This is a genomic window from Phytohabitans sp. LZ39 (assembly GCF_059359075.1).
Genome location: NZ_JCADBM010000013.1, coordinates 53347 through 74537, shown reverse-complemented (window position 1 = coordinate 74537; position 21191 = coordinate 53347). Strand labels below are relative to the sequence as shown.

Sequence of the window (21191 nt, the reverse complement as noted above, 5' to 3'; positions counted from 1 at the left end):
GATGAACCCGCCCACCCGGAAACGTCCGCGTGACGAAGCGCACAAAGCCCGTCAGAAGCCGAGCTTGCGCAGCTGCCTCGGGTCGCGCTGCCAATCCTTCGCCACGCGAACGTGCAGATCGAGGTAGACCCTGGTGCCGAGCAGCGCCTCGATCTCGGTGCGGGCGCGGGTGCCGACGTCTTTGAGCCGGCTGCCCTTGGCCCCGATCACGATGGCCTTCTGGCTGGTGCGCTCGACGTACACGTCGGCGTAGATCTTCGTCAGCCCGCCCTCGCGAAGCATCTCCTCGACCACGACGGCGATCGAGTGGGGCAGCTCGTCGCGCACGCCCTCCAGCGCCGCCTCGCGGACCAGCTCGGCGATCATCACCTGCTCGGGCTCGTCGGTGAGCATGTCGTCGGGGTAGAGCTGGGGCGACTCCGGAAGGTACTTGGTCATCACGTCGACGAGCCTGTCGACCTGGTATCCGGAGACCGCGCTAACCGGCACCACCTCGGCGAAGTCAGCGAGCTCGCTGACCGCGAGGAGCTGCTCCGCCAGCCGCTTCTTGTCGACGAGGTCGGCCTTGGTCACGACCGCGATCACCGCGGCCTTCAGCTCGGACAGCTCGCCGGTGATGAAGCGGTCGCCCCGCCCGATCTCCTCGTCGGCCGGCACGCACAGGCCGATCACGTCGACCTCGCTCCAGGTCTGCCGCACGAGGTCGTTGAGGCGCTCGCCGAGGAGCGTGCGCGGCCGGTGCAGGCCGGGGGTGTCGACGAGTACGAGCTGCGAGTCTTCCCGGTGCAGCACGCCCCGGATCACATGGCGGGTGGTCTGCGGCTTGCTGGAGGTGATGGCGATCTTCTGCCCGACGATCGCGTTCATCAGCGTGGACTTGCCGGCGTTGGGCCGGCCCACGAAGCAGGCGAATCCGGCCTTCACTCGACGACCGTGCCGATGAGCTTGCCGTCCGGCCCGGCGACGTGGACCGGCGCGTCGGCGGACAGGTCACGGACGGCGGCGTAGCCGGCGCCGTCCAGAGTGGACGCTTCGGTGACGACGGCCGCCGCTTCCAGCCGCTTCGCACCGGCCGCCGCGGCGGAGGCCACGGCGAGCTGGAGCGCGGTGACCGTCAGCGAGGGGAGCGAGACGCTCGCCGCCGCGTACGTGCGGCCGTCCTGGTCGCGCACCGCGGCGCCTTCGACAGCGCCGATCCGGGCCCGCGCACCGCGCGCCAACAGGACCAGCTTCGCGTCTTCGGCGTCCAGGTCGGTGGGCGCGCCGACGGTTGCCCTGCTGGCCGCGCTCGCTCCGCTCGCTGTCGCCCCGGGCGGCCGGATCGGTCCGCCCTCGTCGCTACGCTCCTCGCGTGCGGACCTCGCCGGCCCCGGGACGATGGACGACGGCTCAGGCATCGGCGGTTTGCCTCTCTTGCTCGGGTGTATCGGCGGGGACGTCGCCCTTAGACGCGGGGCGGACCAGGACCGAGTCGATCCTGTTGCGCCGGCCCGTGGTGCCCTCGGCGACCATGTGCAGCCCGCTCACCGTAGCCTCCGCACCGGGGATGGGCACGCGCCCCAGCGACTGGGCGAGCAGGCCGCCGACGGTCTCCACCTCGTCGTCGGGCAGCTCGACGCCAAACAGCTCGCCGAGGTCTTCGACGGGCAGGCGGGCGGTCACCCGCACGGCGCCGTCGGCGAGCCGCTCGACCGGCGGGCGCTCGACGTCGTACTCGTCGGTGATCTCGCCGACGATCTCTTCGAGGATGTCTTCGATCGTGACGAGGCCGCCGGTGCCGCCGTACTCGTCGACCACGATCACCAGGTGGGTGCGGGCGGCCTGCATCTCGGAGAGCAGGTCGTCGACGGGCTTGGACTCCGGCACGAAGGTCGCCTCGCGCATGAGGTCGGCCACCGCGGTCGCGTCGGCCCCCGGGTCGCCGCTCTGTGCGCGCCGCACGACGTCCTTGAGGTAGAGCACGCCGAGCACGTCGTCGACGCTCTCGCCGATCACCGGGATGCGGGAGAAGCCGGAGCGCAGGAAGAGCACCAGCGCCTGCCGCAGCGACTTGTGCGACTCGATCCACACCATCTCGGTACGCGGCACCATCACCTCGCGGGCGATGGTGTCGCCGAGCGCGAAGACCGAGTGGATCATCTGGCGCTCGCCGTGCTCGACCACGCCCCGCTGCTCGGCGAGGTCGACGAGCTCGCGCAGCTCGATCTGGGTGGCGAAGGGGCCCTCCCGGAAGCCCTTGCCGGGCGTGACCATATTGCCGATCAGGATCAGCAGCGAGGCGAGCGGGCCGAGCGCCCGGCCCAGCCAGCGCACCAGCGGCGCGGTGGCGCGGCCCACGGCGTACGCGTGCTGGCGGCCGATCGTGCGCGGGCCGACGCCCACGACGACGAAGCTGACCACGGTCATCGCGCCGGCCGTGACCAGCGCAGCCGTCCATCCGGCGCTGAACGTGTCGACGGCCACCAGCGCCACGAGCGTGGTGGCGGTCAGCTCGCAGAGCAGCCGCAGCAGCAGGAGCAGGTTGAGGTGGCGGACCACGTCGGAGGCGACGATCTGGAGGGCGCGGGCGCCGCGTACCCCCTCGCGGGCCAGCTCGGCGGCGCGCGCGGGCGAGACGGCGGCGAGCGCGGCGTCGGTCATCGCCACGATGCCGGCCAGGACGACGAGCCCGGCCGCGAAGATCAGCAGTTGTAAGTCGGGTAACCCGCCGCCGGCGGCGGCCGCCGCGGAAGTCACTGGCCTCGGGAGGCCCGCCAGCTGGACAGCAGCCGGGCCTGAAGCGCGAACATCTCCCGCTCCTCCTCCGGCTCGGCGTGGTCGTAGCCGAGCAGGTGCAGGGCGCCGTGGACGGTCAGCAGGTGCAGCTCGTCGGCCGCGGAATGGCCGGCGGTGGCCGCCTGCTTGGCCGCCACCTCGGGGCACAGCACGATGTCGCCGAGCAGCGCCGGCTCACCCGCGCCCGCCTCACCCGGCCCGTGGTCGACGCTCCCCTCGTCCATCGGGAACGCGAGCACGTCGGTCGGGCCGTCACTGCCCATCCAGCGGTGGTTGAGCTCGGTCATGTAGTCGACGTCGACGAGCAGGACGGATAGCTCGGCGAGCGGGTTGACACCCATCTCGTCGAGGGCGTGCCGGGCCACCGCCAGCACGGCGTCGGTGTCGACGTCGACGCCGGACTCGTTGGCGATTTCTATGGACAACGTGCTTTCCCCCAGAAGACGGACTACCGGCGACGGCCGGCGCGGGCGGTGCGGTCGGGCACCGCGTGCACATTTTGCGTCTCGCGCTCCGCGTCGTACCGGGCGTACGCGTCGACGATGTCGCTGACCAGCTTGTGGCGCACCACGTCGGAGCTGCCCAGCTGCGCGAAGTGGACGTCTTCGACGCCTTCGAGGATCCCGCGCACGACCTTGAGGCCACTCGTGGTGCCCCCGGGCAGGTCGACCTGCGTGACGTCACCGGTGACCACGATCTTGGAACCGAAGCCGAGCCGGGTCAGGAACATCTTCATCTGCTCGGGCGTGGTGTTTTGCGCCTCGTCGAGGATGATGAACGCGTCGTTGAGCGTGCGACCCCGCATGTACGCCAGGGGCGCGACCTCGATCGTGCCGGCCTGCATCAGCCGCGGGATCGACTCGGGGTCGAGCATGTCGTGCAGCGCGTCGTAGAGCGGCCGCAGGTAAGGATCGATCTTCTCGTAGAGCGTGCCGGGCAGGAAGCCGAGCCGCTCGCCCGCCTCGACGGCCGGCCGGGTCAGGATGATCCGGTTGACCTGCTTGGCCTGGAGCGCCTGCACGGCCTTGGCCATGGCCAGGTAGGTCTTACCCGTGCCGGCGGGGCCGATGCCGAAGACGATGGTGTGCCCGTCGATCGCGTCGACGTAGCGCTTTTGCCCCAGCGTCTTGGGGCGGATGGTGCGCCCGCGCCGGGACAGGATATTGAGCGTGAGGACCTCGGCGGGCCGCTCGGCCGTGCCCTGCTCGAGCATGCCGACGGTGCGCCGGACAGCGTCGGTGGTCAGTGTTTCACCCTTTTCGATCAACTCGAGCAGCTCGGCGAAGAGGCGCTCGGCCAGCGCGTTGTCGGCCGGTGCGCCGGTGACGGTGATCTCGTTGCCCCGCACGTGCACGTCACTCGCGAGAGAACGCTCGACGAGCCGGAGAATCTCATCCCCGGCGCCGAGCAGGTTCACCATGATCTGCGAGTTAGGAACCGTGATCTTGGTCTGCACGCGGGTCTGCTCGGTGGGGGATGTCGTGGTCATAGATCGGCCCGCGGGCCAACGCCACCTGCTCTCGGTCTCGGTGCCGCGCCCCGTGGCGCGACATGCGGAACTGCTCCATCGTATCGGCTCAACGCCCTGACCACCGCGCCCATTTCCGCGCGCGCGACCGGTTGGTTGCGGATTTCCGAAACGGACAAACGAGCAGTTACCGGATGTCGGCCGTGACGAACGCGTCGGCCAGCGGCCCGCCACCCCGCCGGAGGGTCGCGACCGCCCGGCTGGCCCGGCTTTTCACCGTCCCCACCGAGCAGCCCAGGTCGGCCGCGATCTCCTGCTCGGACAGCCCGCCCCAGTAGCGCAGCACCAGCACCACACGCTGCTGGGCGGGGAGCGTCCGCAGCGCCTGGAGGACGAGGTGGGCGGTGTCCGCGCCGTCGTACGGGTCGGAGCCGGCGCGTTCGGGCGGCGCCTCGGTCGGCACCTCCCCCCGCCACAGCCGCCGCCCGGCCCGCCAGGCCGCCCGCACCATCACCCGCCGGGTGTACGCCTCCGGATCGCCGTCCGGGTGCAGCCGCCGCCACGCGCGGTACGTCTTGACCAGTGCCTCCTGGGCGAGGTCCTCGCCGTGACCTGGGTCGCCGGTGAGGATCGCGCCGTGCCGGACCAGCGCCGTGTACCGGTCGCGGACGAACTCGGCGAACCCCTCCGGCCCTCGACTAGCCCCGGTCACGGCAACTCCACTCCGAAGAGGTCGCCCAGCTCGGCGAGGCTCGCGCCGTCGAGGCGCACCCGCCCGCCCTCCTCGGAGACGACCTCGTGGCAACCGTCCGCAAGACCGATCAGGAAGGACGACAGCACCGGGTTCTTCACGAAGTCCTGTTGCGGCGGGGCCGGGACGCCGGGCGGCAGGCCGATCTCCAGCTCGACCGTCGGCTGGTCCTCGCGGGCGCAGCTGTCGCCCTGTGCCACCTTGGGCGCCTGGCGCAGCAGCTCCATCGCACGCCGCACCTTCGCCTGGTCGGTGAGCTCGTGCTCGCGCGCCCGCTCGGCGTCGGTCGAGACGGTGAGCTTGGCGTACTCGGCACGCAGGGGCAGCGCGAGGGCAGCCGTCGCCCAGCGGCCGGTCTCGAGGGAGTCGAGGACCTGTTGCCGCAGGTCCGCGCCGGCACGGATCCGCACCTCGACCCGTGACCACGGCAGCACGAGCCAGTACACACCGTCGGCGTCGGTCCGCAGCCAGGCCGACTCGCCGCCGTCCAGCGTCATCATCCGGGGCGGGACGATGGGCGTCGTGGCGTCACCGGACCGCGTGTAGACGTACGGGCGGAAGTCGTAGAGGCTCTGCACCTCGATCTCGCCGGTCGTACACCAGATTGGCGGTCCATCCGGGTTTCCGCCCTCGCCGACCAGGACCGTCCGGGCGTAGTGGGCGCCGCATCCAGGGTCGGACGGCGGCGGCGTGTACTCGGGGTACGGGGGATACACCTTCCAGCCGTCCGGGACCGCCAGGCTCACGTTCCCCGCTACCACCCGACCCTTCACCTCGCGCGGCGCCGGCGGCCGGTCGGGGCGCGTGGCGGGCTTGGCGGCGGCCGTCGTCTCCGTCGCCGGCTCCGGCGGCGAATTGTCGAGCAGGCGCGTCCCGGCGACGGTGCCCCCCGTGAGCACCGTGACCACGGCCAGCGCCGCGGCGGCGATGGCCCTGACCCGCCCGGCCCGGCCGCGGCGCACCACCGCCGCCACCGGATCGGGGCTGCGCGGCTCGATCCCTGCGCACGCCTCGTCCAGCAGGTCCTTCACTCGATGCGACATGCCGCACCTCCCTCGTCACCACCCCAAAGGCAGCCGGGGCGGCGCGGGGTTCCCTCAGTCTCCGGAGAACGTCTGCTGGTCGCGGGTGAAGCGGTAGGTGGCCCAGTGCATGCGTACCACGGTGCCGCCGGCGTCGCGGGTGAGCCGCAGCAGCTCGCCGACCTCGCGGCCGGCGACACCGCGCAGCACGTCGGGGCGGTCCGGCACGGGCGCGAAGGTGGCCGGCGGGCGGCTGGGCGGGTCGTCCGCCCCGCGGGCCCGCAGGGCGCCGTCCCGCCAGAAGAAGACGTACTCGAAGCCCTCGCCCCACCAGCGGCCCAGCACCGACCGGTACGCCTCCGGGGCCGGCTCACCCGGTGTCCACGGCGCGATCTCGGCCGGGTCTTCCTCGACAGCCGCGGCGAGCAGCTTGTGCGGCAGGTCGATGGTGGCGACCGCGGTGCCGGACGAGCCGAGCACGGCGCAGCCCATGGCCCGCGGCGTGCCGTCGCCGACGCCGGCGGGCGCGGGGCGGCGTCCGTACACGCCGGCGAGGAAGCCGGGCATCGCGCCGTCGTGTCCGACGTGGACGATGCGCTCCCCTTGCGGGATCAGGATCAGTCCGAGCCCGAACCCGGCCGCCCACAACGCCTCGTCGGTGGCGGTCAGCGGCCAACGCATCTCGTCCAGAGTGGACGGAGCGAGCACGTCCGCTCCCGGGTCGAGCGCGGCCGGGTCGGCGAGGAACGCGGCCCAGCGCGCCATGTCGCCGGCAGTGCTCCAGAGCTGCCCCGCTGGGCCCACGCCACCGAAGTCGGTCGACGGCTCCGGGCGGGTGTGGTCGCTGTACGCGTCGACGAGGTAGCCGGTCACCGCGTGGCCGGTGGGCTGGACCGTCGTAGCGGAGAGGCCGAGCGGGCGCAGGATGCGATCTTCCAACACCTCGCCCCAGGTGCCGCCGCGCAGCCGGGCGACCGCGTGCCCGAGTAGCGAAACGCCCAGGTTGGAGTAGTGGTACCGCCGGGCCGGCGGGAGCACCCGCTCGGCCCGGTCGATCTCGGCGAGCAGCCGGTCGGCGTCGGGCGCGAGCAGCGTGTCCCATACGTCGCCGTACGGCTCGCGCTGGAGCCCGGAGGTGTGCGAGAGGAGCCGCCGCAGCGGCAGGTCGCCGTGCGCCGGCAGGTCGAGATGGCGGCCGATCGGGTCGTCCAGGTCGAGCAGGCCGTCGTCGCGGGCCTGGAGCACGAGCACGGCGGTGAACGTCTTCGTCACCGACCCGATCCGGAACTGGCTCTCCGCGCCGGCCGCGCCGGCCTGCACCTGCCAGAGCGGCCGGTCGGCCCGGTGCAGCGCCGCCGACAGCGCCGGCACCCGCGCCTCGGCCTGCACCTGCTGTGCGAGCCTCGCCAGCTTCTTCGACATCCGCGGCTCCTCCCCGAAATCCCGGCGATCGTATCGCCCGAATGGACCTTGACACGGGACACAAACATTCGGAAACTTTCTTCAGCCACCTAACAAAGGTACTGAAGGAAGGATGCCGCCGATGACCTCCGCCACGTCGGGACCGCGGTTGCGAGACGTCAACCGCGTCGCGGTGCTCGCCCTCGTCGGCCGGCACGGCCCGATCTCGCGGGCGGACATCGCGCGCCGGCTCGGGCTCAGCCCGCCCACCGTCACCGCGGTGAGCCGGGCACTCATGGAGGCCGGCGTGATCCGCAAGGTCGACGACGCCGAGCCGCGCGGCGGCCGCCCCGGCGAGCTGCTGGCGGTCGTCGGTTCGGCCGCCGTGGCGATCGGCGTCAAGGTCACCTCCGACCGGGTCACCGGCATCCGCGCCGACCTCGACGGCACCGTGCTGGCCGAGTTCTCGGCGCCGTTCGACGCGATCGCGGCCAACCCGTTCGACGCGCTCTCCGAGCTGCTCCGGCCGTACGTGGCGGAGGCCGCCGACACCCCGCTGCTCGGCGTGGGGCTGGGCGTGCCCGGCTTCGTCGACGGCCGCAGCGGGCTCGTCGAGGCGCCTCTGATCGGGTGGCGGCACATGCCCCTCCCGCAATACCTGAGCCGCCTGCTCGACGTGCCGGTGCTCGTCGACAACGACGTCAACACGCTGGCGGCCTACGAGCACCTGTACGGCATCGGCCGCCCCTACGACGACTTCCTCACCGTCACGCTCGGGCAGGGCGTCGGTGCGGCCGTGGTCAGCGGCGGTGACCTGCGCCGCGGCGGGCACGGCGCGGCGGGCGAGCTGGGCCACCTGCCGGTCGACCCGGCCGGGCCGCCCTGCCACTGCGGCAAGCGCGGCTGCCTGGAGACCTACGTGTCCGACGCCGCCCTCGTCGAGCGGGCCCGCGCCGCCGGGGTGGCCGCGAACGGTCCCGCCGACCTGCGCGCGGCCGCCGACGCGGGCGACCGGGGCGCCCGCGAGGTCTACCGGGAAGCCGGCGCCCGCCTGGGTGGCATCACCGCCGGCCTGGCCGCGGTGCTCGACCCACAGGCCGTGCTGGTCAGCGGCGAGGGCACGCTCGCCTGGGCACACCTGTCCGAGGGCTTCCTGCGGGCGTTCCGCGAGGGGATGTTTCCGCCGCTCGCCGACGCGGTGGGCGTGCACGTCGACCCGTGGGACGACGCGAAGTGGGCGCTCGGCGCGGCCGCCCTTGTGCTCCGCACGCCGTTCACGCTGAGCGCCGAGCCACAGGCCTACGCGGTGCGCGCGCGGATGGCCGCGTTTCCCGGCGCGGAGCTTGCGCAATGACCGCCGTCGCCACCCGGCCGCCGGCGACGAAGCCGGCCGCACGGCGCAAGCCGGGCCGGGCCCGGCGGTGGCGGACCGCGGGCGCGGCCGCCGCGTTCCTCTCCCCCAGCCTGGTGCTGCTGCTCGCATTCTGGATCGGCCCGATGGTCGGCACGCTCTGGGTCAGCCTCCAGGACTGGAACCTGATCGGCACCGCCGAGTTCGTCGGACTGGACAACTACACCGAGCTCGCCGGCGACGCCGACTTCCGCGCCGCGCTCGGGCACACACTGCTCTACCTCGCCGGCTACCTGCCGCTCGTGCTGGTCTTCGGGCTGGCCGTGGCGCTGCTGCTCGACGCCAAGCTGCCGGCGATGACGCTCTACCGGGCCACCTTCTTCCTGCCGGTGATCAGCAGCTGGGTGGCCGTGTCGTTGCTCTGGAAGTGGCTGCTCAACCCGGCCGACGGGCTCGTCAACCGGGCGCTCGGCTGGGTCGGCGTGGCGGGGCCCGGCTGGTGGACCGACCCGGACTGGGCGATGCCCTCGGTCGTGCTCGCCTCGGTGTGGAAGGACGTCGGCTTCGTCGCGGTCATCCTCCTCGCCGGGCTCCAGGCGATCCCCCGCGACCTGCTCGAAGCGGCCTCGCTGGACGGTGCCGGCCCGTGGCGCAAGCTGCGCGGCATCACGCTCCCGATGCTCTCGCCGTCGCTGTTCTTCGTCACGGTCATCAGCCTCATCAACGGATTCCAGGTCTTCGACCAGGTCTGGGTGATGACCGAGGGCGGGCCGGGCGGCGCGTCCACCGTCGTGGTCCAGCAGATCGTCGAGTACGCGTTCTCGTACGGCCGGGTCGGCTACGCCTCGGCGATGAGCATCGTGCTCTTCCTCGTGATCCTGGCCGTCACCGCGGTACAACTCCGCCTCCAGCGCCGGTGGGTGCACTATGAGTAAGACGATCCTGCGGTACGCGGCGCTGACGTTTGGCGCGCTCGCGATGGTGGGCCCGTTCGTGTGGATGGTGCTCACCAGCGTCACCGGCGACGCCCAACTGGGCCGGGCCGGCGCGCCGCTGCTGCCCGATCCGGCCACAGTGGACACCTACGGGCGGCTTGGTGACGCGTTTCCGTTCTGGCGGTTCGCGGCCAACAGCATCGGCGTGGCGATCGCCTCGACGCTGCTCCAGCTCTTCACCAGCGCCACGGCGGCGTACGCGTTCAGTCGCCTCCGCTTCCGCGGCAGCAACCTCGTCTTCCTCCTCTACCTGGCCACCATGATGATCCCGATGCAGGTCATCATCGTGCCGCTCTTCATCGAGATGCGGTACCTCGGCCTCGTCGACAGCTACGCCGGCCTGCTGCTGCCCACCGTGGTCTCCAGCTTCGGCGTGTTCATGCTCCGCCAGGCGTTCCTGGCCCTGCCCAAGGAGCTGGACGAGGCGGCTTATGTGGACGGTGCCGGGCACGTGCGGGTCTTCGCCCAGGTGCTGCTCCCGCTCGTCGCCCCGGCGCTCGCCACCTTCGCCGTCTTCGCGTTCATGTCCAGCTGGAACGCGTTTCTGTGGCCGCTCGTCATCGCGCAGACCGAGGCGCACATGACGCTGCCCGTGGGCCTGTCGCTGCTCCAGGGCCGGTACAGCACCGCCTGGAACGTCGTCATGGCCGGCTCGACGGTCTCCGTCCTGCCCATCCTCGCGCTCTACGTCTTCGCGCAGCGGTACGTCGTGCGCGGCATCACGTTCACCGGAATCAAGTCCTAAGGAGAACCACCAATGGGCACGTTCAGGAAGGTCGCGGCGCTCGTCGCGGCGGCGGGTCTGCTCGCCGCGTGCGGCGACGGCGGCGACTCCGGCGACTCGGGCGACAGCGGCGCCACGGGCACGGTCACGTACTTCACCTTCTCCGCCGCCCCCGACCACCTCAAGGACCTCGACACCATCAAGGCCGAGTTCGAGAAGCAGAACCCCGGCATCACGGTGCAGGTGCAGACCGCGGCCTACGACGACTACTTCACCAAGCTACAGACCGCGATCGCGGGCGGGAGCGCGCCGGACACGTTCGAGCTCAACTACGAGAACTTCGTGACGTACGCCCGCTCGGGCGCGCTGCTCAACCTCGACAAGCTCGCCGGCCAGGACGACGGCTACGACCCGGCGCGGGTCTACCCGAAGGCGCTGGAGGCGTTCAAGCACGACGGCAAGCAGTACGCGGTGCCGACGACGTTCTCCGACGTCGTGCTCTTCTACAACAAGAAGCTCTTCGACGCCGCCGGCGTGGCGTACCCGACCGCCGACTGGACCTGGGCCGACGAGAAGGCGGCGGCGGAGAAGCTGACCGACAAGGCCAAGGGCGTCTACGGCGACTACCAGCCGGTGACGTTCCACGAGTTCTACAAGGCGCTGGCCCAGGCCGGCGGCTCGTTCTTCTCCGCCGACGGCAAGAAGGCGACATTCAACGACGCCAAGGGCCTTGAAGCGGCCAACTGGCTGCTGGGCAAGCCGGGCACGGTGCAGCCGACCGTGGCGGAGATCGGTGGCAAGGCCGACTACGACACGGCGCTCTTCAAGTCGGGCAAGCTCGCCATGTGGCACAACGGGATCTGGCAGTTCGCCGGGCTGGCCGGCGCCGGCCTCGACTACGACGTCGTCACCGAGCCGGGCAACACGGCCAAGGCGAACGCGGTCTTCATGAACGCGACCGCCGTGTCGGCCAAGACGTCCAAGGGCGCCGCGGCGTGGAAGTGGGCCCGCTTCCTGTCCACCTCGCAGACGACGGTGCAGACCCGGCTCGCCTCCAACTGGGAGCTTCCGGCGGTCAACGACCAGGCCGCGTTCGACACGTATCTGAAGCAGACCCCGCCGGCGAACCGGAAGGCGGTCTTCGACGCGCTGGACGCGATCGCGCTGCCGCCGGTCGTCGACACCCAGCAGGCCAAGATGCAGGACATCGTGACCGAGGCGCTGGAGAAGGCGGCGTCCGGGCAGGCGACCGCGCAGGAGGCTCTCGACGAGGCCGCCAAGTCGGTGGACGCGCTGCTGTGACCGACACCGCCCGCCGCGCCGACCTGCGCACGCTCGCCGAGTCCAGCGTCGCGCTGATCGCCGCGCACCAGCACCCGTCCGGGGCGTACCCGGCCTGCCCGACCTATCCCGTCTACCGGTACTGCTGGTTGCGGGACGGGGCGTTCATCGCCGACGCGATGAGCCGGGCGGGCCGGCCGGAGAGCGCCGAGGCGTTCTTCGCGTGGTGCGCGGGGGTCATCGAGGCCCGGTCCGGCCGGATCGCGGAGCTCGTGGCGCTGGGCGAGGCGGCGCCGGTCGAGCGCATGCTGCCGACCCGATACACGCTGGAGGGCGGCGACGGCGACGAGCCGTGGTGGGACTTCCAGCTCGACGGGTACGGCACGTGGCTGTGGGCGCTGCACGCGCACGCGGCGCGGCACGGGCGGTCGGTGGAGCCCTACGCCGGCGCGATCAAGTCTACTGTGGACTACCTGGTCGCGTTCGGCGACCGGCCCTGCTACGACTGGTGGGAGGAGCACGCCGAGCACCGGCACGTCGCCACGCTCGGTGCGGTCTCGGCGGGGCTCCGCGCCGCCGGGGCCGCCAGCCCGGCGGTCGACGCGCTCATCCCGGCCGGCGGCCACCTGAGCAAGTGGGTGGGCAGCACGGCGGTGGACGGCAGCCTGCTGGCCTGCCTGACACCGTTCGAAGTGGTCGACCCGGCCGGGCCGGCCGCCGAGCGCACGTACCAGCGGGTGGTGAGCGACCTGCTGCGCGGCGGCGTGTACCGGTACCTCGGCGACACGTTCTACGGCGGCGGCGAGTGGCTCATCCTGACCGCCTGGCTCGGCTGGCACGAGGCACGCACGGGCCGCCGTGACCTGGCACTGTCCAGGCTGGACTGGGTCGCCGCTCAGGCCACACCGGAGGGTCACCTGCCGGAGCAGGTGAGCGGGGCGACCCAGCGGCCGGAGTTCATCGCGGAGTGGACCGCGCGGTGGGGGCCGGTGGCCACTCCCCTGCTGTGGTCGCACGCCATGTACGTGACGCTCGCCGTCGAACTGGGAGTCCTGTGATGCGCCATCGTCCCTTCGGTACCGAGCACCCGTACCGGTACGACCTCGACCAGCGGGTGCCGGCCCGGCCCTCGGCCGGCGACGAATACGAGATTCGCGTGCTCGCCTCGCCCGACGTCGACGCGGTGGAGGTGTCCTTTGCGAGTGGCAAGATCGCAAAAGCCGAGCGGGTCGATCCCGCGACGCTGACCCTCGACTTCGGGGCGCGGCCGGCACCGCCCGCCCGTAGCGCGGGTGGTCATCTCGCGGATGCCGCGGCGGCGGCTCCGGCCACCGGAGGCGACGCCGTATGGATCGCCCGCGCGGTGGCGAGCGGCGACGACTCGTACACGATCAGCGGTGGGACCACGACGGTGGGCCCGTTCGAGGTAAGGCCGCTGGACTGGCGCCGCGACGGCGGGCGGCTCGACGTAACCGGGCCAGGCGCGGTGTCCGATGTGGAATGGCTGGTGGGGAGCGAGGGGCCGCGACGGGTGCGGTTCGCCCTGGCGCTGGCGCCGGGCGCGCACGTGGTCGGCTTCGGCGAGCGGTTTCACGGCCTCGACCAGCGCGGCGAGATCCTCGACGCCACCGTCTTCGAGCAGTACAAGCGGCAGGGGCACCGCACCTACCTGCCGATGCCGTTCGCGCTCGTCGTCGGCGCCGAGGGATGCTGGGGGTTCCACGTCGCGACGAGCCGCCGCACCTGGTACGACGTCGGCGCCACCGCTCCCGACCGGCTGCTGGTCGAGGCGGAGATCGACCCGATCGACCCGGTGCTGCCGCTGCGCTTTTACGCCGGCACACCGTCCGATGTGGTGAGCGCGTTTCTCGCCGACACGGGACGGCCGAGCCTGCCGCCGGAGTGGGTGTTCCGGCCGTGGATGAGCGGCAACGAGTGGAACACCCAGGAGCGCGTGCTGGCCGAGGTGCGCCGCAGCCTAGCCGAGGACGTGCCGGTGGGCGCCGTGGTCATCGAGGCGTGGAGCGACGAGGAGACGTTCGTCGCGTTCCGCGACGCCAAGTACGAGGTGCACCCGGACGGCGCGCCGCACCGGCTGGCCGACTTCGACTTCCCACCCGACGGCGCCTGGCCCGACCCCAAGGCGATGGTCGACGAGCTGCACGCGGCCGGCGTCAAGGTGCTGCTGTGGCAGATCCCGCTCGTGCCCGTCGATCGGGGCTCCACCGGGCAGGTGGCGGCGGATCTGTCCACGATGGAGGAGCGCGGCTACGCGGTCCGCGAGGCCGACGGCTCCGCCCACCACAACCGCGGCTGGTGGTTTCCCGGCGCGCTGCTGCCCGACTGGACCAACCCGGACGCCCGCCGGTGGTGGCTGGACAAGCGCCGCTATCTCGTCGAGGACCTCGGGATCGACGGGTTCAAGACGGATGGTGGAGAGCATCCGTGGGGTCACGACCTGCGCTACTTCGACGGCTCCCGGGGCGACGCGGCCAACAACCTGTACGCCGTGCGGTACGCCGCCGCCTACCACGAGCTCGCGCCCGTCACGTTCAGCCGGGCCGGGTTCACCGGGTCGGCGGCGTTTCCCACGCACTGGGCCGGCGACGAAGACTCCACATGGGAGGGCTTCCGCGCCTCCATCACGGCCGGGCTGACCGCGGGTGTCGGCGGCATCTTCTTCTGGGGCTGGGACCTCGGCGGCTTCTCCGGCGAGATCCCGGACGCCGAGCTCTACCTGCGGTCGGCGGCCGCGGCCTGCTTCGCGCCGCTGATGCAGTACCACTCGGAGTTCAACCACCACCGCGTGCCATCGCGCGACCGCACGCCGTGGAACATCGCCGCGCGGACCGGAGACGCGAGCGTGCTGGCGGTGTACCGCCGGTTCGCCAAGCTCCGCGACGACCTCGTGCCGTACCTTGTCCAGCAGGCGCGAGTGTCCGTCGAGAGTGGACGTCCCCTGATGCGGCCGCTCTTCTTCGACCACCCGGGCGACGAGCGGGTGTGGGACTTTCCGCTCCAGTACCGCCTCGGCGACGATCTGCTCGTCGCGCCGGTCACCTCACCCGGTGCCACGACGTGGCCGGTGTACCTGCCGGCGGGTAAGTGGGTGGACTACTTCACCGGCGAGCACCACACCGGACCGGTCACTGTGGACCGGCCGGTGCCGCTCGACGAGATCCCGGTCTACCTATTTGGAGATCATCGGGCCTAGCGGCTCGCCGCCGAGCACGTGCGCGTGCACGTGGAAGACTTCCTGGCCGGCGTACGGCCCGGTGTTGAAGATGACCCGAAAGCCGCCGTCGAGCAGCCCTTCGGCCTCGGCCACGGCGGCGGCCGCGGTCAGCACCTCGCCGGCGAGCGCCGGGTCCGCGTTGGCGAGCGCGGCGACGTCGGCGTGGTGCGCCTTCGGGATCACCAACACGTGCACGGCCGCCTTCGGCCCGATGTCCCGAAACGCGAACGTCGTCGCCGTCTCGTGCACCTTGGCGGCGGGGATGTCGCCCGCGACGATCTTGCAAAACAGGCAGTCTGTGGTGGTCATCCGCTGAATGCTAGTGCGGCGGCCTTCGGCCCGCCGCTCACCCGGGCCGACCAAGCCGGCCAACGTTTTGGCCGCCACACTTGAGATCTTCCGGGATCAGGGGTGACGCCGCCGTCGTGTTCCTCGAGCTTGAGTTCGCCCGGGTCCGTGTCAGCTGCGGACCGCCGCTCCCGCCGGAGACCGCGCCGGTCGGCGGCGAGCTGGCGCTCGCCGAGGTCCCCGACCCACGCTGCGAGGCCCGCGGTGCAAGCCCACGGCGCGAACCCTTGTCGGATCGGTGCCCCCGGGTGTGTCGGCTCAGTCGACGCGCCGCCGGCCGGGCGATGGCGAAACCCCCGAATCCGAAAGGCCTCCAGAGACCCTTCGGAGCCAAGGTCGCTGCGGTCTCGAAACTCAGTTTGCCCCGTCCGTGTCAGTTGCGGGCCGCTTACTCCCCGCGGGCACCGCTGCGGTCGGCGGCTCGCCGGGGCTCGCCGACCTTCGCTGCCGGCGAGGGGGTAGATCTTGGTATGAAGGTGCCCCTCTGGGGGCCAATTCGTACCAAGATCTGCTGTGCCGGGGAGCCCGCCGTGGCTGGGTTCCTTGATGTGTGGGTCCAGGTCTTGTGCGAAAGTCAGATCAGTGGCTCAGCCGGGGGCCAGCCGCCGAGCATGGTCTTGCCCGAGGGCTTGCACCGCGGGCCTGGCAGTGGACGGCCGGGGGTTTCGGCTCGGTCTGCGAGCCGCCGGCCGGGAGCGGTGCCCGCGGGAGCATACGGTCTACAGCTGACGCGGGCGTGGGCAAAATCTGCCCTGGAAGTAACGTCCCGGCAGGCGGCGACCCTAGCTCCCTAGAGCGCGCCGGCGGCCTGGGCGACGAAGAGGGTCGGGTAGAGCGGGCGGTAGCCCAGCTCGGTGCGGATGCGGCAGGTGTCGACGATGCCCACCCACGGATCGTCGAGCGGGCGGTCGGCGGCCGCCGGGTCCGGCTCCTCCTTGTTGGCCCGGAGCAGCTCCAGCGCGGTCACCGGCGCGTCGTCGGCCACGTTGAAGATCTGCCCGTCGACTCCCTCGGCCGCGAGGATGCGATCGAGGGCCTGCGCCACGTCGGCGTGGTGCACCAGGTGCAGCCGCTGGTGCGGGGGCCAGCGGCGGGCCCACATCAGCGACTCGGCCAGGTGCGGGTCGCCGTCGCCGTACACGAACGCGAGCCGGGCGACGCGCACCGGCAGGCCCTGCTCGCGGTGCATCCGGAGCAGCTCCACCTCGGCGGCCGCCTTGCCGGTCGGGTAGGCGCCCGCCGGCCGGGGCTCGTCGCGCTCGTCGCACGGCCGGCCGCGTCCCGGGCCGTACACGAGATTGGTGCTGACGAAGACGAACCGGCGCACACCGGCGTCGAGCGCGGCTCGGGCCAGCGCGATGGTGGCATCGCGGTTGACCGCGTAGGCCTCGTCGTCGGGCACGCCCCGGAACGCCGCCGCGATGTGCACCACCGTGTCGACGCCCTCGACCGCCAGCCGGGACGTCTCCGGCTCACGCAGGTCGCCGACGACGACCTCGGCCCCGCCGTTCCACCAGGGGGTGACCTGGGCCTCGGTCCGCACCAGCACCCGCACCGGCCGATGCAGGTCGAGCTGGCGCCGCACGTAGCGGCTGCCCACCCGTCCGGTGGGCCCGGTGATGAGGGTGCGCACGACCCTCTCCCTCCGTAGGTATCATTAGCCAGACAATGATAATACGTTAGCCGGCTAATGACTGTGGGGCAAGGGTGGGCGGTGAGTTCCAGGCCGCGTTCTGGGCGGCGAAGCGGGCAATCGGCGCCGCCTCCGAGGAGGCCTACCAGCGGCACGGCGTGCGGGCCGGCCAGCAGTTCCTCCTCTACGAGCTGTGGGCCGAAGACGGCCTCACCCCGGGCGAGCTGGCCAAGCGACTGGGCCTCGCCGTGCCCACCGTCACCCGCACCGCCACCCGACTGGAGGCCGCCGGCATCCTGCGCCGCGAGCCGCACCCCACCGACGCCCGGCTGGTCCAGCTCCGCCTCACCGACCGGGGCCGCGAGCTCAAGGACATCATGGCCGCCGAGGTGGCAAAGCTCACCGAAAAGGCACTGCACACATTGGACGAGGCCGACCGTGAGCGCTTCATCGGATACCTGAACGAGGTCCGGGCAAACCTCACGACCCCGACGGTATGACGTAGCTGGGATGGCATCGACTCATTGCCATTCGTAAATCACGATCCGTACGCTCCCGACATCCGTGACATGTGCGCGCTCACGAGGTGCGCCATCCGTGTGGGGAGGATCCTATGGTTCGCTGGCGCAAAGTCGTGGGGGCGTTCGCTGCGGCACTGGCGGTTGGCGGCTTCACCGTCGCCGCACCGGTGGCACCGGCCGCCGCGGCCGACGTGACGCCGTTCGTCGTGGGTGGCACGCGTGCCGCGCAGGGCGAGTTCCCGTTCATGGTCCGGCTGTCGATGGGCTGTGGCGGGGCGCTCTACAGCCCGCGCCTGGTGCTGACCGCCGCGCACTGCGTGGGCCGGACGGGCACCAACACAAGCATCACGGCGACGCTCGGCGTCGTCGACCTACAGTCGACCTCGGGCCGCATCCAGGTGCGCTCGAACTACGTCTACCGGGCACCCGGCTACAACGGCAACGGCGACGACTGGGCGCTGATCCGGCTCGCCAGCCCGGTCACCGGCCTGGCCACGCTGCCGATCGCGACGAGCACCGCGTACAACAGCGGCACGTTCACCATCGCCGGCTGGGGCGCCACCCGTGAGGGCGGCGGGCAGTCGCGGTACCTGCTGAAGGCGCAGGTGCCGTTCGTCAGCGACTCGACCTGCGACTCGATGTACGGCGGCGACGTCATCGTGGCCGAAGAGATCTGCGCCGGGTACACGGCCGGCGGCGTGGACACCTGCCAGGGCGACTCGGGTGGCCCGATGTTCCGCCGGGACGCCAGCAACGCGTGGATCCAGGTCGGCATCACGAGCTGGGGCAACGGCTGCGCCCGCCCCAACTTCCCCGGTGTCTACACCGAGGTGAGCACGTTCGCCTCCGGGATCCAGTCGGCGGCGGCGAGCCTGGGCGGCTGACCCCCACCGCCCGAATGCGAGGCGTCCCCACTGCGGGGCGCCTCGCGCGCGTCTAAGATCAAACGATGTCGGTCATCGAGGAAGCGCTGGCGGCCCTGGACCTCGAGACCAAGGTCAAGCTGCTGTCCGGCAAGGATTTCTGGACCCTCCCCGCCATCCCCGAGATCGGCCTGCGCTCGCTGGTGATGTCCGACGGCCCGATCGGGTTGCGCGGCATCGGGTGGCGCCCCGACGACCCGTCCGTCGCCCTGCCCAGCCCCACCGCGCTCGCGGCGACGTGGGATCCGGCCCTGGCCCGCACCGCCGGTCAGGTGCTCGGGCAGGAGGCCCGCCGCAAGGGCGTGCACGTGCTGCTCGCCCCGACCGTCAACCTGCACCGCAGCCCGCTCGGCGGCCGCCATTTCGAGTGCTACTCCGAAGACCCGCTGCTGACCGGCGAGATCGGCGCGGCGTACATGACGGGCGTGCAGGAGCAGGGCGTGGGCACGACGGTCAAGCACTTCGTGGCCAACGACGCGGAGACCGACCGGTTCACGGTGGACATACGGGTCGGCGAGCGGGCGCTGCGCGAGCTCTACCTGGCGCCGTTCGAGCGGATCGTCGGTGCCGGCGCGTGGGGCGTGATGGCCGCCTACAACGGGGTCAACGGCAGCACCATGACCGAGCACGCCGACCTCCAGCTCGGAGTGCTCAAGCGGGAGTGGGGCTTCGACGGCTTCATCGTCTCCGACTGGACCGCCGCCCGCACCACCGCACCCGCGGCGAACGGCGGGCTCGACGTGGTGATGCCGGCGGTCGGCGACCCGTGGGGCGAGGCACTGGTCGCCGCGGTCCGCTCCGGCGCCGTCCCGGAAGAGGTGGTCGACGACAAGGTACGCCGGGTGCTTCGCCTCGCCGCCCGCGTCGGCATCCTCGACGGCGCCACACCCGCGGTCGTCCCGCCTTCCACACTCGACGGTGCGGCGGTCGCCCGCGAGATCGCCGCCCGCTCGTTCGTGCTCGTCCGCAACGAGGGCGACCTCCTCCCCCTCGACCCGGCGCGCCTGCGCACGGTCGCCGTCTCGGGTGCGCTCGCCGCCGACGCGCGGGTACAGGGCGGCGGGAGCGCGCTGGTCCAGCCGGCCCGCGTCGTCTCACCGCTCGACGGGCTGACCGCGGCGCTCGCCGGTGAGCCCACGCTGGCTGTCCCCGGCGAAGGCTCGGCCTACGCGGCTGTGCTCAACGCGGCCACGGTCACCTACGCGGTGGGCGCCGACCCCCGCCAGCGGGTGCCGTTCGCCGCCGCTCCACAGTGGAGCGACATCACCGGTGTCCTCCGCGCGGCCGGTGGGCGCGAGCTCTACCGCACCCCGCTGCGCTCGGCGTACGTGCGCTGGATGGGCGACCCGCCCCCCGGCGTCGATCCGGACGAGATCGAGGTGCTGTCCCTCTCCGCACGCCTCACTCCGGCCGAGAGCGGCACGCACGAGCTGGCCATCGTGGGCTTCGGCGAGTTCGTGCTGACCGCCGGCGACCACACCCTCTTCGAAGGCCCGGTCTACCGCGCCAACGACGAGTCGGACGTCTTCCGCGGCGCGGGCGAGCGACGCTTCCCGCTCGAACTCACCGCGGGCCAAGCGATCGACGTGGTGCTCACCCAGCGTGGCGGCAACCCGGGCTTCGTGTCGTTCGCGATCGGCCACGCACCACCGTCCCCCGGCCCCGACGCCCTGCTCGACGAGGCGGCGAACGCCGCAGCCGAGGCCGACGTCGCCGTCGTGGTGGTGGGCACGACCGAGGAGGTCGAGTCGGAGGGCTTCGACCGCACCACGCTCGCACTGCCCGGCCGGCAGGACGAGCTCGTCTCCCGCGTCGCCGCCGCCAACCCGCGCACGGTGGTCGTCGTCAACGCCGGCTCCCCCGTCCTGATGCCGTGGGCCGACGAGGTCGCCGCGATCCTGCTCACCTGGTTTCCCGGCCAGGAGGCCGGCGCCGCACTGGCCGACGTGCTACTCGGCGCGGCCGAGCCGGGCGGCCGCCTGCCCACGACCTGGCCCCGCCGCGACGCCGACGCGCTGCCGGTCACGCCGACCGACGGCGCCCTGGCCTACGACGAGGGCGTCTTTCTGGGCTATCGCGCGGACCCGGCCGACCCGCTGTTCCCGTTCGGCCACGGCCTCGGCTACACCGAGTGGGCCTACGAATCACTGTCCATCGAGGACCGCGCGGCGGTGGTGACCGTACGCAACACCGGCCCGCGCCCCGGCCGCGAGGTGGTCCAGCTCTACATCGGACCCTCCACACCGGACGCTTCACGGCCACGCCGCTGGCTGGCCGGCTTCGCGACGGCCGCGGCCGAGCCGGGCGAGGCGGTCACGCTACGGATCCCCCTGCCCGATCGCGCCTTCCAGGTGTGGGACGGCGGCTGGCAGACGGTGCCCGGCACCTACACGGTCGAGGCAGCACACAGCGTCATCGACCGCCGCCTCACCGAGCCCCTCAGCATCTAGGGAGCTTTCGAATTCAGGGTCGCCGCCCGTCGTGACGTCACTTCGAACCAGATTTGCCCGCGTCCGCGTCAGCGGCGGACCGTATGCTCCCGCGGGCACCGCTCCCGGCCGGCGGCTCGCGGGGCGAGCCGAAACCCCCGGCCGTCCCCTGCCAGGTCCGCGGGACCAGCCCCAAGGAGTCTTCCCGCCGCGCTCGGGCCCCCGACATCCTGTAGCAGCGTCACCAGCCCCGGGCTCGAGACCTCGAGATCTAGGAGACTCAGGGTTGAAATAGCGCACTATCTCCCCTAGATCTCAACTCACGCGCCGCTCA

19 protein-coding genes are annotated in these 21191 nt (G+C 72.1%); 9 read left to right on the top strand and 10 right to left on the bottom strand.

Annotated features, from left to right (window positions below):
* Positions 1 to 51: 51 nt before the first annotated feature.
* The 8 genes from era to AC5L36_RS24365 all read right to left on the bottom strand — a co-directional run bounded on the left by era (position 52) and on the right by AC5L36_RS24365 (position 7438).
* Positions 52 to 924 (bottom strand): GTPase Era, encoded by an 873-nt coding sequence (era, locus tag AC5L36_RS24400; protein WP_441220296.1) that lies wholly within the window; start codon positions 922 to 924, stop codon positions 52 to 54.
* Positions 921 to 1250, bottom strand: a complete 330-nt coding sequence (locus AC5L36_RS24395; protein ID WP_441220561.1) for a cytidine deaminase-like protein — start codon at positions 1248 to 1250, stop codon at positions 921 to 923. The genes era and AC5L36_RS24395 overlap by 4 nt, the downstream gene beginning before the upstream one ends.
* A gap of 139 nt (positions 1251 to 1389) precedes the next feature.
* The gene (locus AC5L36_RS24390) at positions 1390 to 2736 is read right to left on the bottom strand and encodes a hemolysin family protein (RefSeq protein ID WP_441220295.1); all 1347 of its coding nucleotides are present in this window, start codon (positions 2734 to 2736) and stop codon (positions 1390 to 1392) included.
* The gene (ybeY, locus tag AC5L36_RS24385; protein WP_441220294.1) at positions 2733 to 3200 is read right to left on the bottom strand and encodes an rRNA maturation RNase YbeY; all 468 of its coding nucleotides are present in this window, start codon (positions 3198 to 3200) and stop codon (positions 2733 to 2735) included. The genes AC5L36_RS24390 and ybeY overlap by 4 nt, the downstream gene beginning before the upstream one ends.
* Positions 3201 to 3223: 23 nt before the next feature.
* Positions 3224 to 4264 (bottom strand): PhoH family protein, encoded by a 1041-nt coding sequence (locus AC5L36_RS24380; RefSeq protein WP_441220293.1) that lies wholly within the window; start codon positions 4262 to 4264, stop codon positions 3224 to 3226.
* Between the two features lie 166 nt (positions 4265 to 4430).
* Positions 4431 to 4955, bottom strand: a complete 525-nt coding sequence (locus AC5L36_RS24375) for a SigE family RNA polymerase sigma factor (protein ID WP_441220292.1) — start codon at positions 4953 to 4955, stop codon at positions 4431 to 4433.
* Complete coding sequence (locus tag AC5L36_RS24370) at positions 4952 to 6037, bottom strand: hypothetical protein (protein WP_441220291.1); 1086 nt, start codon at positions 6035 to 6037, stop codon at positions 4952 to 4954. The genes AC5L36_RS24375 and AC5L36_RS24370 overlap by 4 nt, the downstream gene beginning before the upstream one ends.
* Before the next feature lie 54 nt (positions 6038 to 6091).
* Positions 6092 to 7438 carry a serine hydrolase domain-containing protein gene (locus AC5L36_RS24365; protein WP_441220290.1) on the bottom strand — a complete coding sequence of 449 codons (1347 nt, stop codon included), beginning with the start codon at positions 7436 to 7438 and terminating at the stop codon, positions 6092 to 6094.
* Between the two features lie 121 nt (positions 7439 to 7559).
* On the opposite strand from AC5L36_RS24365, the gene AC5L36_RS24360 reads away from it, so the two are divergent.
* The 6 genes from AC5L36_RS24360 to AC5L36_RS24335 are packed head-to-tail and all read left to right on the top strand — an operon-like array spanning position 7560 to position 14982.
* On the top strand, positions 7560 to 8771 hold the full coding sequence (locus tag AC5L36_RS24360) for an ROK family protein (protein ID WP_441220289.1): 1212 nt from the start codon (positions 7560 to 7562) through the stop codon (positions 8769 to 8771).
* The gene (locus AC5L36_RS24355; protein WP_441220288.1) at positions 8768 to 9703 is read left to right on the top strand and encodes a carbohydrate ABC transporter permease; all 936 of its coding nucleotides are present in this window, start codon (positions 8768 to 8770) and stop codon (positions 9701 to 9703) included. Before AC5L36_RS24360 ends, AC5L36_RS24355 begins: the two co-directional genes overlap by 4 nt.
* The gene (locus tag AC5L36_RS24350; protein ID WP_441220287.1) at positions 9696 to 10508 is read left to right on the top strand and encodes a carbohydrate ABC transporter permease; all 813 of its coding nucleotides are present in this window, start codon (positions 9696 to 9698) and stop codon (positions 10506 to 10508) included. Before AC5L36_RS24355 ends, AC5L36_RS24350 begins: the two co-directional genes overlap by 8 nt.
* 12 nt (positions 10509 to 10520) lie before the next feature.
* A complete protein-coding gene (locus tag AC5L36_RS24345) occupies positions 10521 to 11789 on the top strand; it encodes an ABC transporter substrate-binding protein (protein WP_441220286.1) in 1269 nt (422 codons plus the stop codon).
* Positions 11786 to 12826, top strand: a complete 1041-nt coding sequence (locus AC5L36_RS24340; RefSeq protein WP_441220285.1) for a glycoside hydrolase family 15 protein — start codon at positions 11786 to 11788, stop codon at positions 12824 to 12826. Before AC5L36_RS24345 ends, AC5L36_RS24340 begins: the two co-directional genes overlap by 4 nt.
* Entirely contained in the window at positions 12826 to 14982 is a 2157-nt protein-coding gene (locus tag AC5L36_RS24335) for a glycoside hydrolase family 31 protein (RefSeq protein WP_441220284.1), read from the top strand. Before AC5L36_RS24340 ends, AC5L36_RS24335 begins: the two co-directional genes overlap by 1 nt.
* Here the strand turns inward: AC5L36_RS24335 and AC5L36_RS24330 are convergent.
* Positions 14959 to 15312, bottom strand: a complete 354-nt coding sequence (locus AC5L36_RS24330) for an HIT domain-containing protein (RefSeq protein WP_441220283.1) — start codon at positions 15310 to 15312, stop codon at positions 14959 to 14961. The two genes, AC5L36_RS24335 and AC5L36_RS24330, sit on opposite strands and share 24 nt — an antisense overlap.
* 829 nt (positions 15313 to 16141) lie before the next feature.
* A complete protein-coding gene (locus tag AC5L36_RS24325; RefSeq protein WP_441220282.1) occupies positions 16142 to 16984 on the bottom strand; it encodes an NAD-dependent epimerase/dehydratase family protein in 843 nt (280 codons plus the stop codon).
* 74 nt (positions 16985 to 17058) lie between these two features.
* Here AC5L36_RS24325 and AC5L36_RS24320 point away from each other — a divergent pair, with 74 nt between their 5' ends.
* The 3 genes from AC5L36_RS24320 (at position 17059) to AC5L36_RS24310 (ending at position 20878) form a co-directional block, all read left to right on the top strand.
* Positions 17059 to 17484, top strand: coding sequence for a MarR family winged helix-turn-helix transcriptional regulator (locus tag AC5L36_RS24320; RefSeq protein ID WP_441220281.1), 426 nt, complete (start codon positions 17059 to 17061; stop codon positions 17482 to 17484).
* A gap of 113 nt (positions 17485 to 17597) precedes the next feature.
* Positions 17598 to 18389 (top strand): S1 family peptidase, encoded by a 792-nt coding sequence (locus AC5L36_RS24315; protein WP_441220280.1) that lies wholly within the window; start codon positions 17598 to 17600, stop codon positions 18387 to 18389.
* Between the two features lie 65 nt (positions 18390 to 18454).
* Positions 18455 to 20878: a beta-glucosidase family protein gene (locus AC5L36_RS24310; protein ID WP_441220279.1), complete on the top strand. Its 2424-nt coding sequence runs from the start codon at positions 18455 to 18457 to the stop codon at positions 20876 to 20878.
* Positions 20879 to 21191 lie beyond the last annotated feature (313 nt).

Excerpts from the sequence above, each read along its gene's own strand:
- AC5L36_RS24380 (WP_441220293.1), bottom strand. The coding sequence starts at position 4,264 with ATGACCACGACATCCCCCACCGAGCAGACCCGCGTGCAGACCAAGATC.
- AC5L36_RS24370 (WP_441220291.1), bottom strand. The coding sequence starts at position 6,037 with ATGTCGCATCGAGTGAAGGACCTGCTGGACGAGGCGTGCGCAGGGATC.
- AC5L36_RS24365 (WP_441220290.1), bottom strand. The coding sequence starts at position 7,438 with ATGTCGAAGAAGCTGGCGAGGCTCGCACAGCAGGTGCAGGCCGAGGCG.
- AC5L36_RS24360 (WP_441220289.1), top strand. The coding sequence starts at position 7,560 with ATGACCTCCGCCACGTCGGGACCGCGGTTGCGAGACGTCAACCGCGTC.
- AC5L36_RS24355 (WP_441220288.1), top strand. The coding sequence starts at position 8,768 with ATGACCGCCGTCGCCACCCGGCCGCCGGCGACGAAGCCGGCCGCACGG.
- AC5L36_RS24350 (WP_441220287.1), top strand. The coding sequence starts at position 9,696 with ATGAGTAAGACGATCCTGCGGTACGCGGCGCTGACGTTTGGCGCGCTC.
- AC5L36_RS24345 (WP_441220286.1), top strand. The coding sequence starts at position 10,521 with ATGGGCACGTTCAGGAAGGTCGCGGCGCTCGTCGCGGCGGCGGGTCTG.
- AC5L36_RS24335 (WP_441220284.1), top strand. The coding sequence starts at position 12,826 with ATGCGCCATCGTCCCTTCGGTACCGAGCACCCGTACCGGTACGACCTC.
- AC5L36_RS24330 (WP_441220283.1), bottom strand. The coding sequence starts at position 15,312 with ATGACCACCACAGACTGCCTGTTTTGCAAGATCGTCGCGGGCGACATC.
- AC5L36_RS24315 (WP_441220280.1), top strand. The coding sequence starts at position 17,598 with ATGGTTCGCTGGCGCAAAGTCGTGGGGGCGTTCGCTGCGGCACTGGCG.
- AC5L36_RS24310 (WP_441220279.1), top strand. The coding sequence starts at position 18,455 with ATGTCGGTCATCGAGGAAGCGCTGGCGGCCCTGGACCTCGAGACCAAG.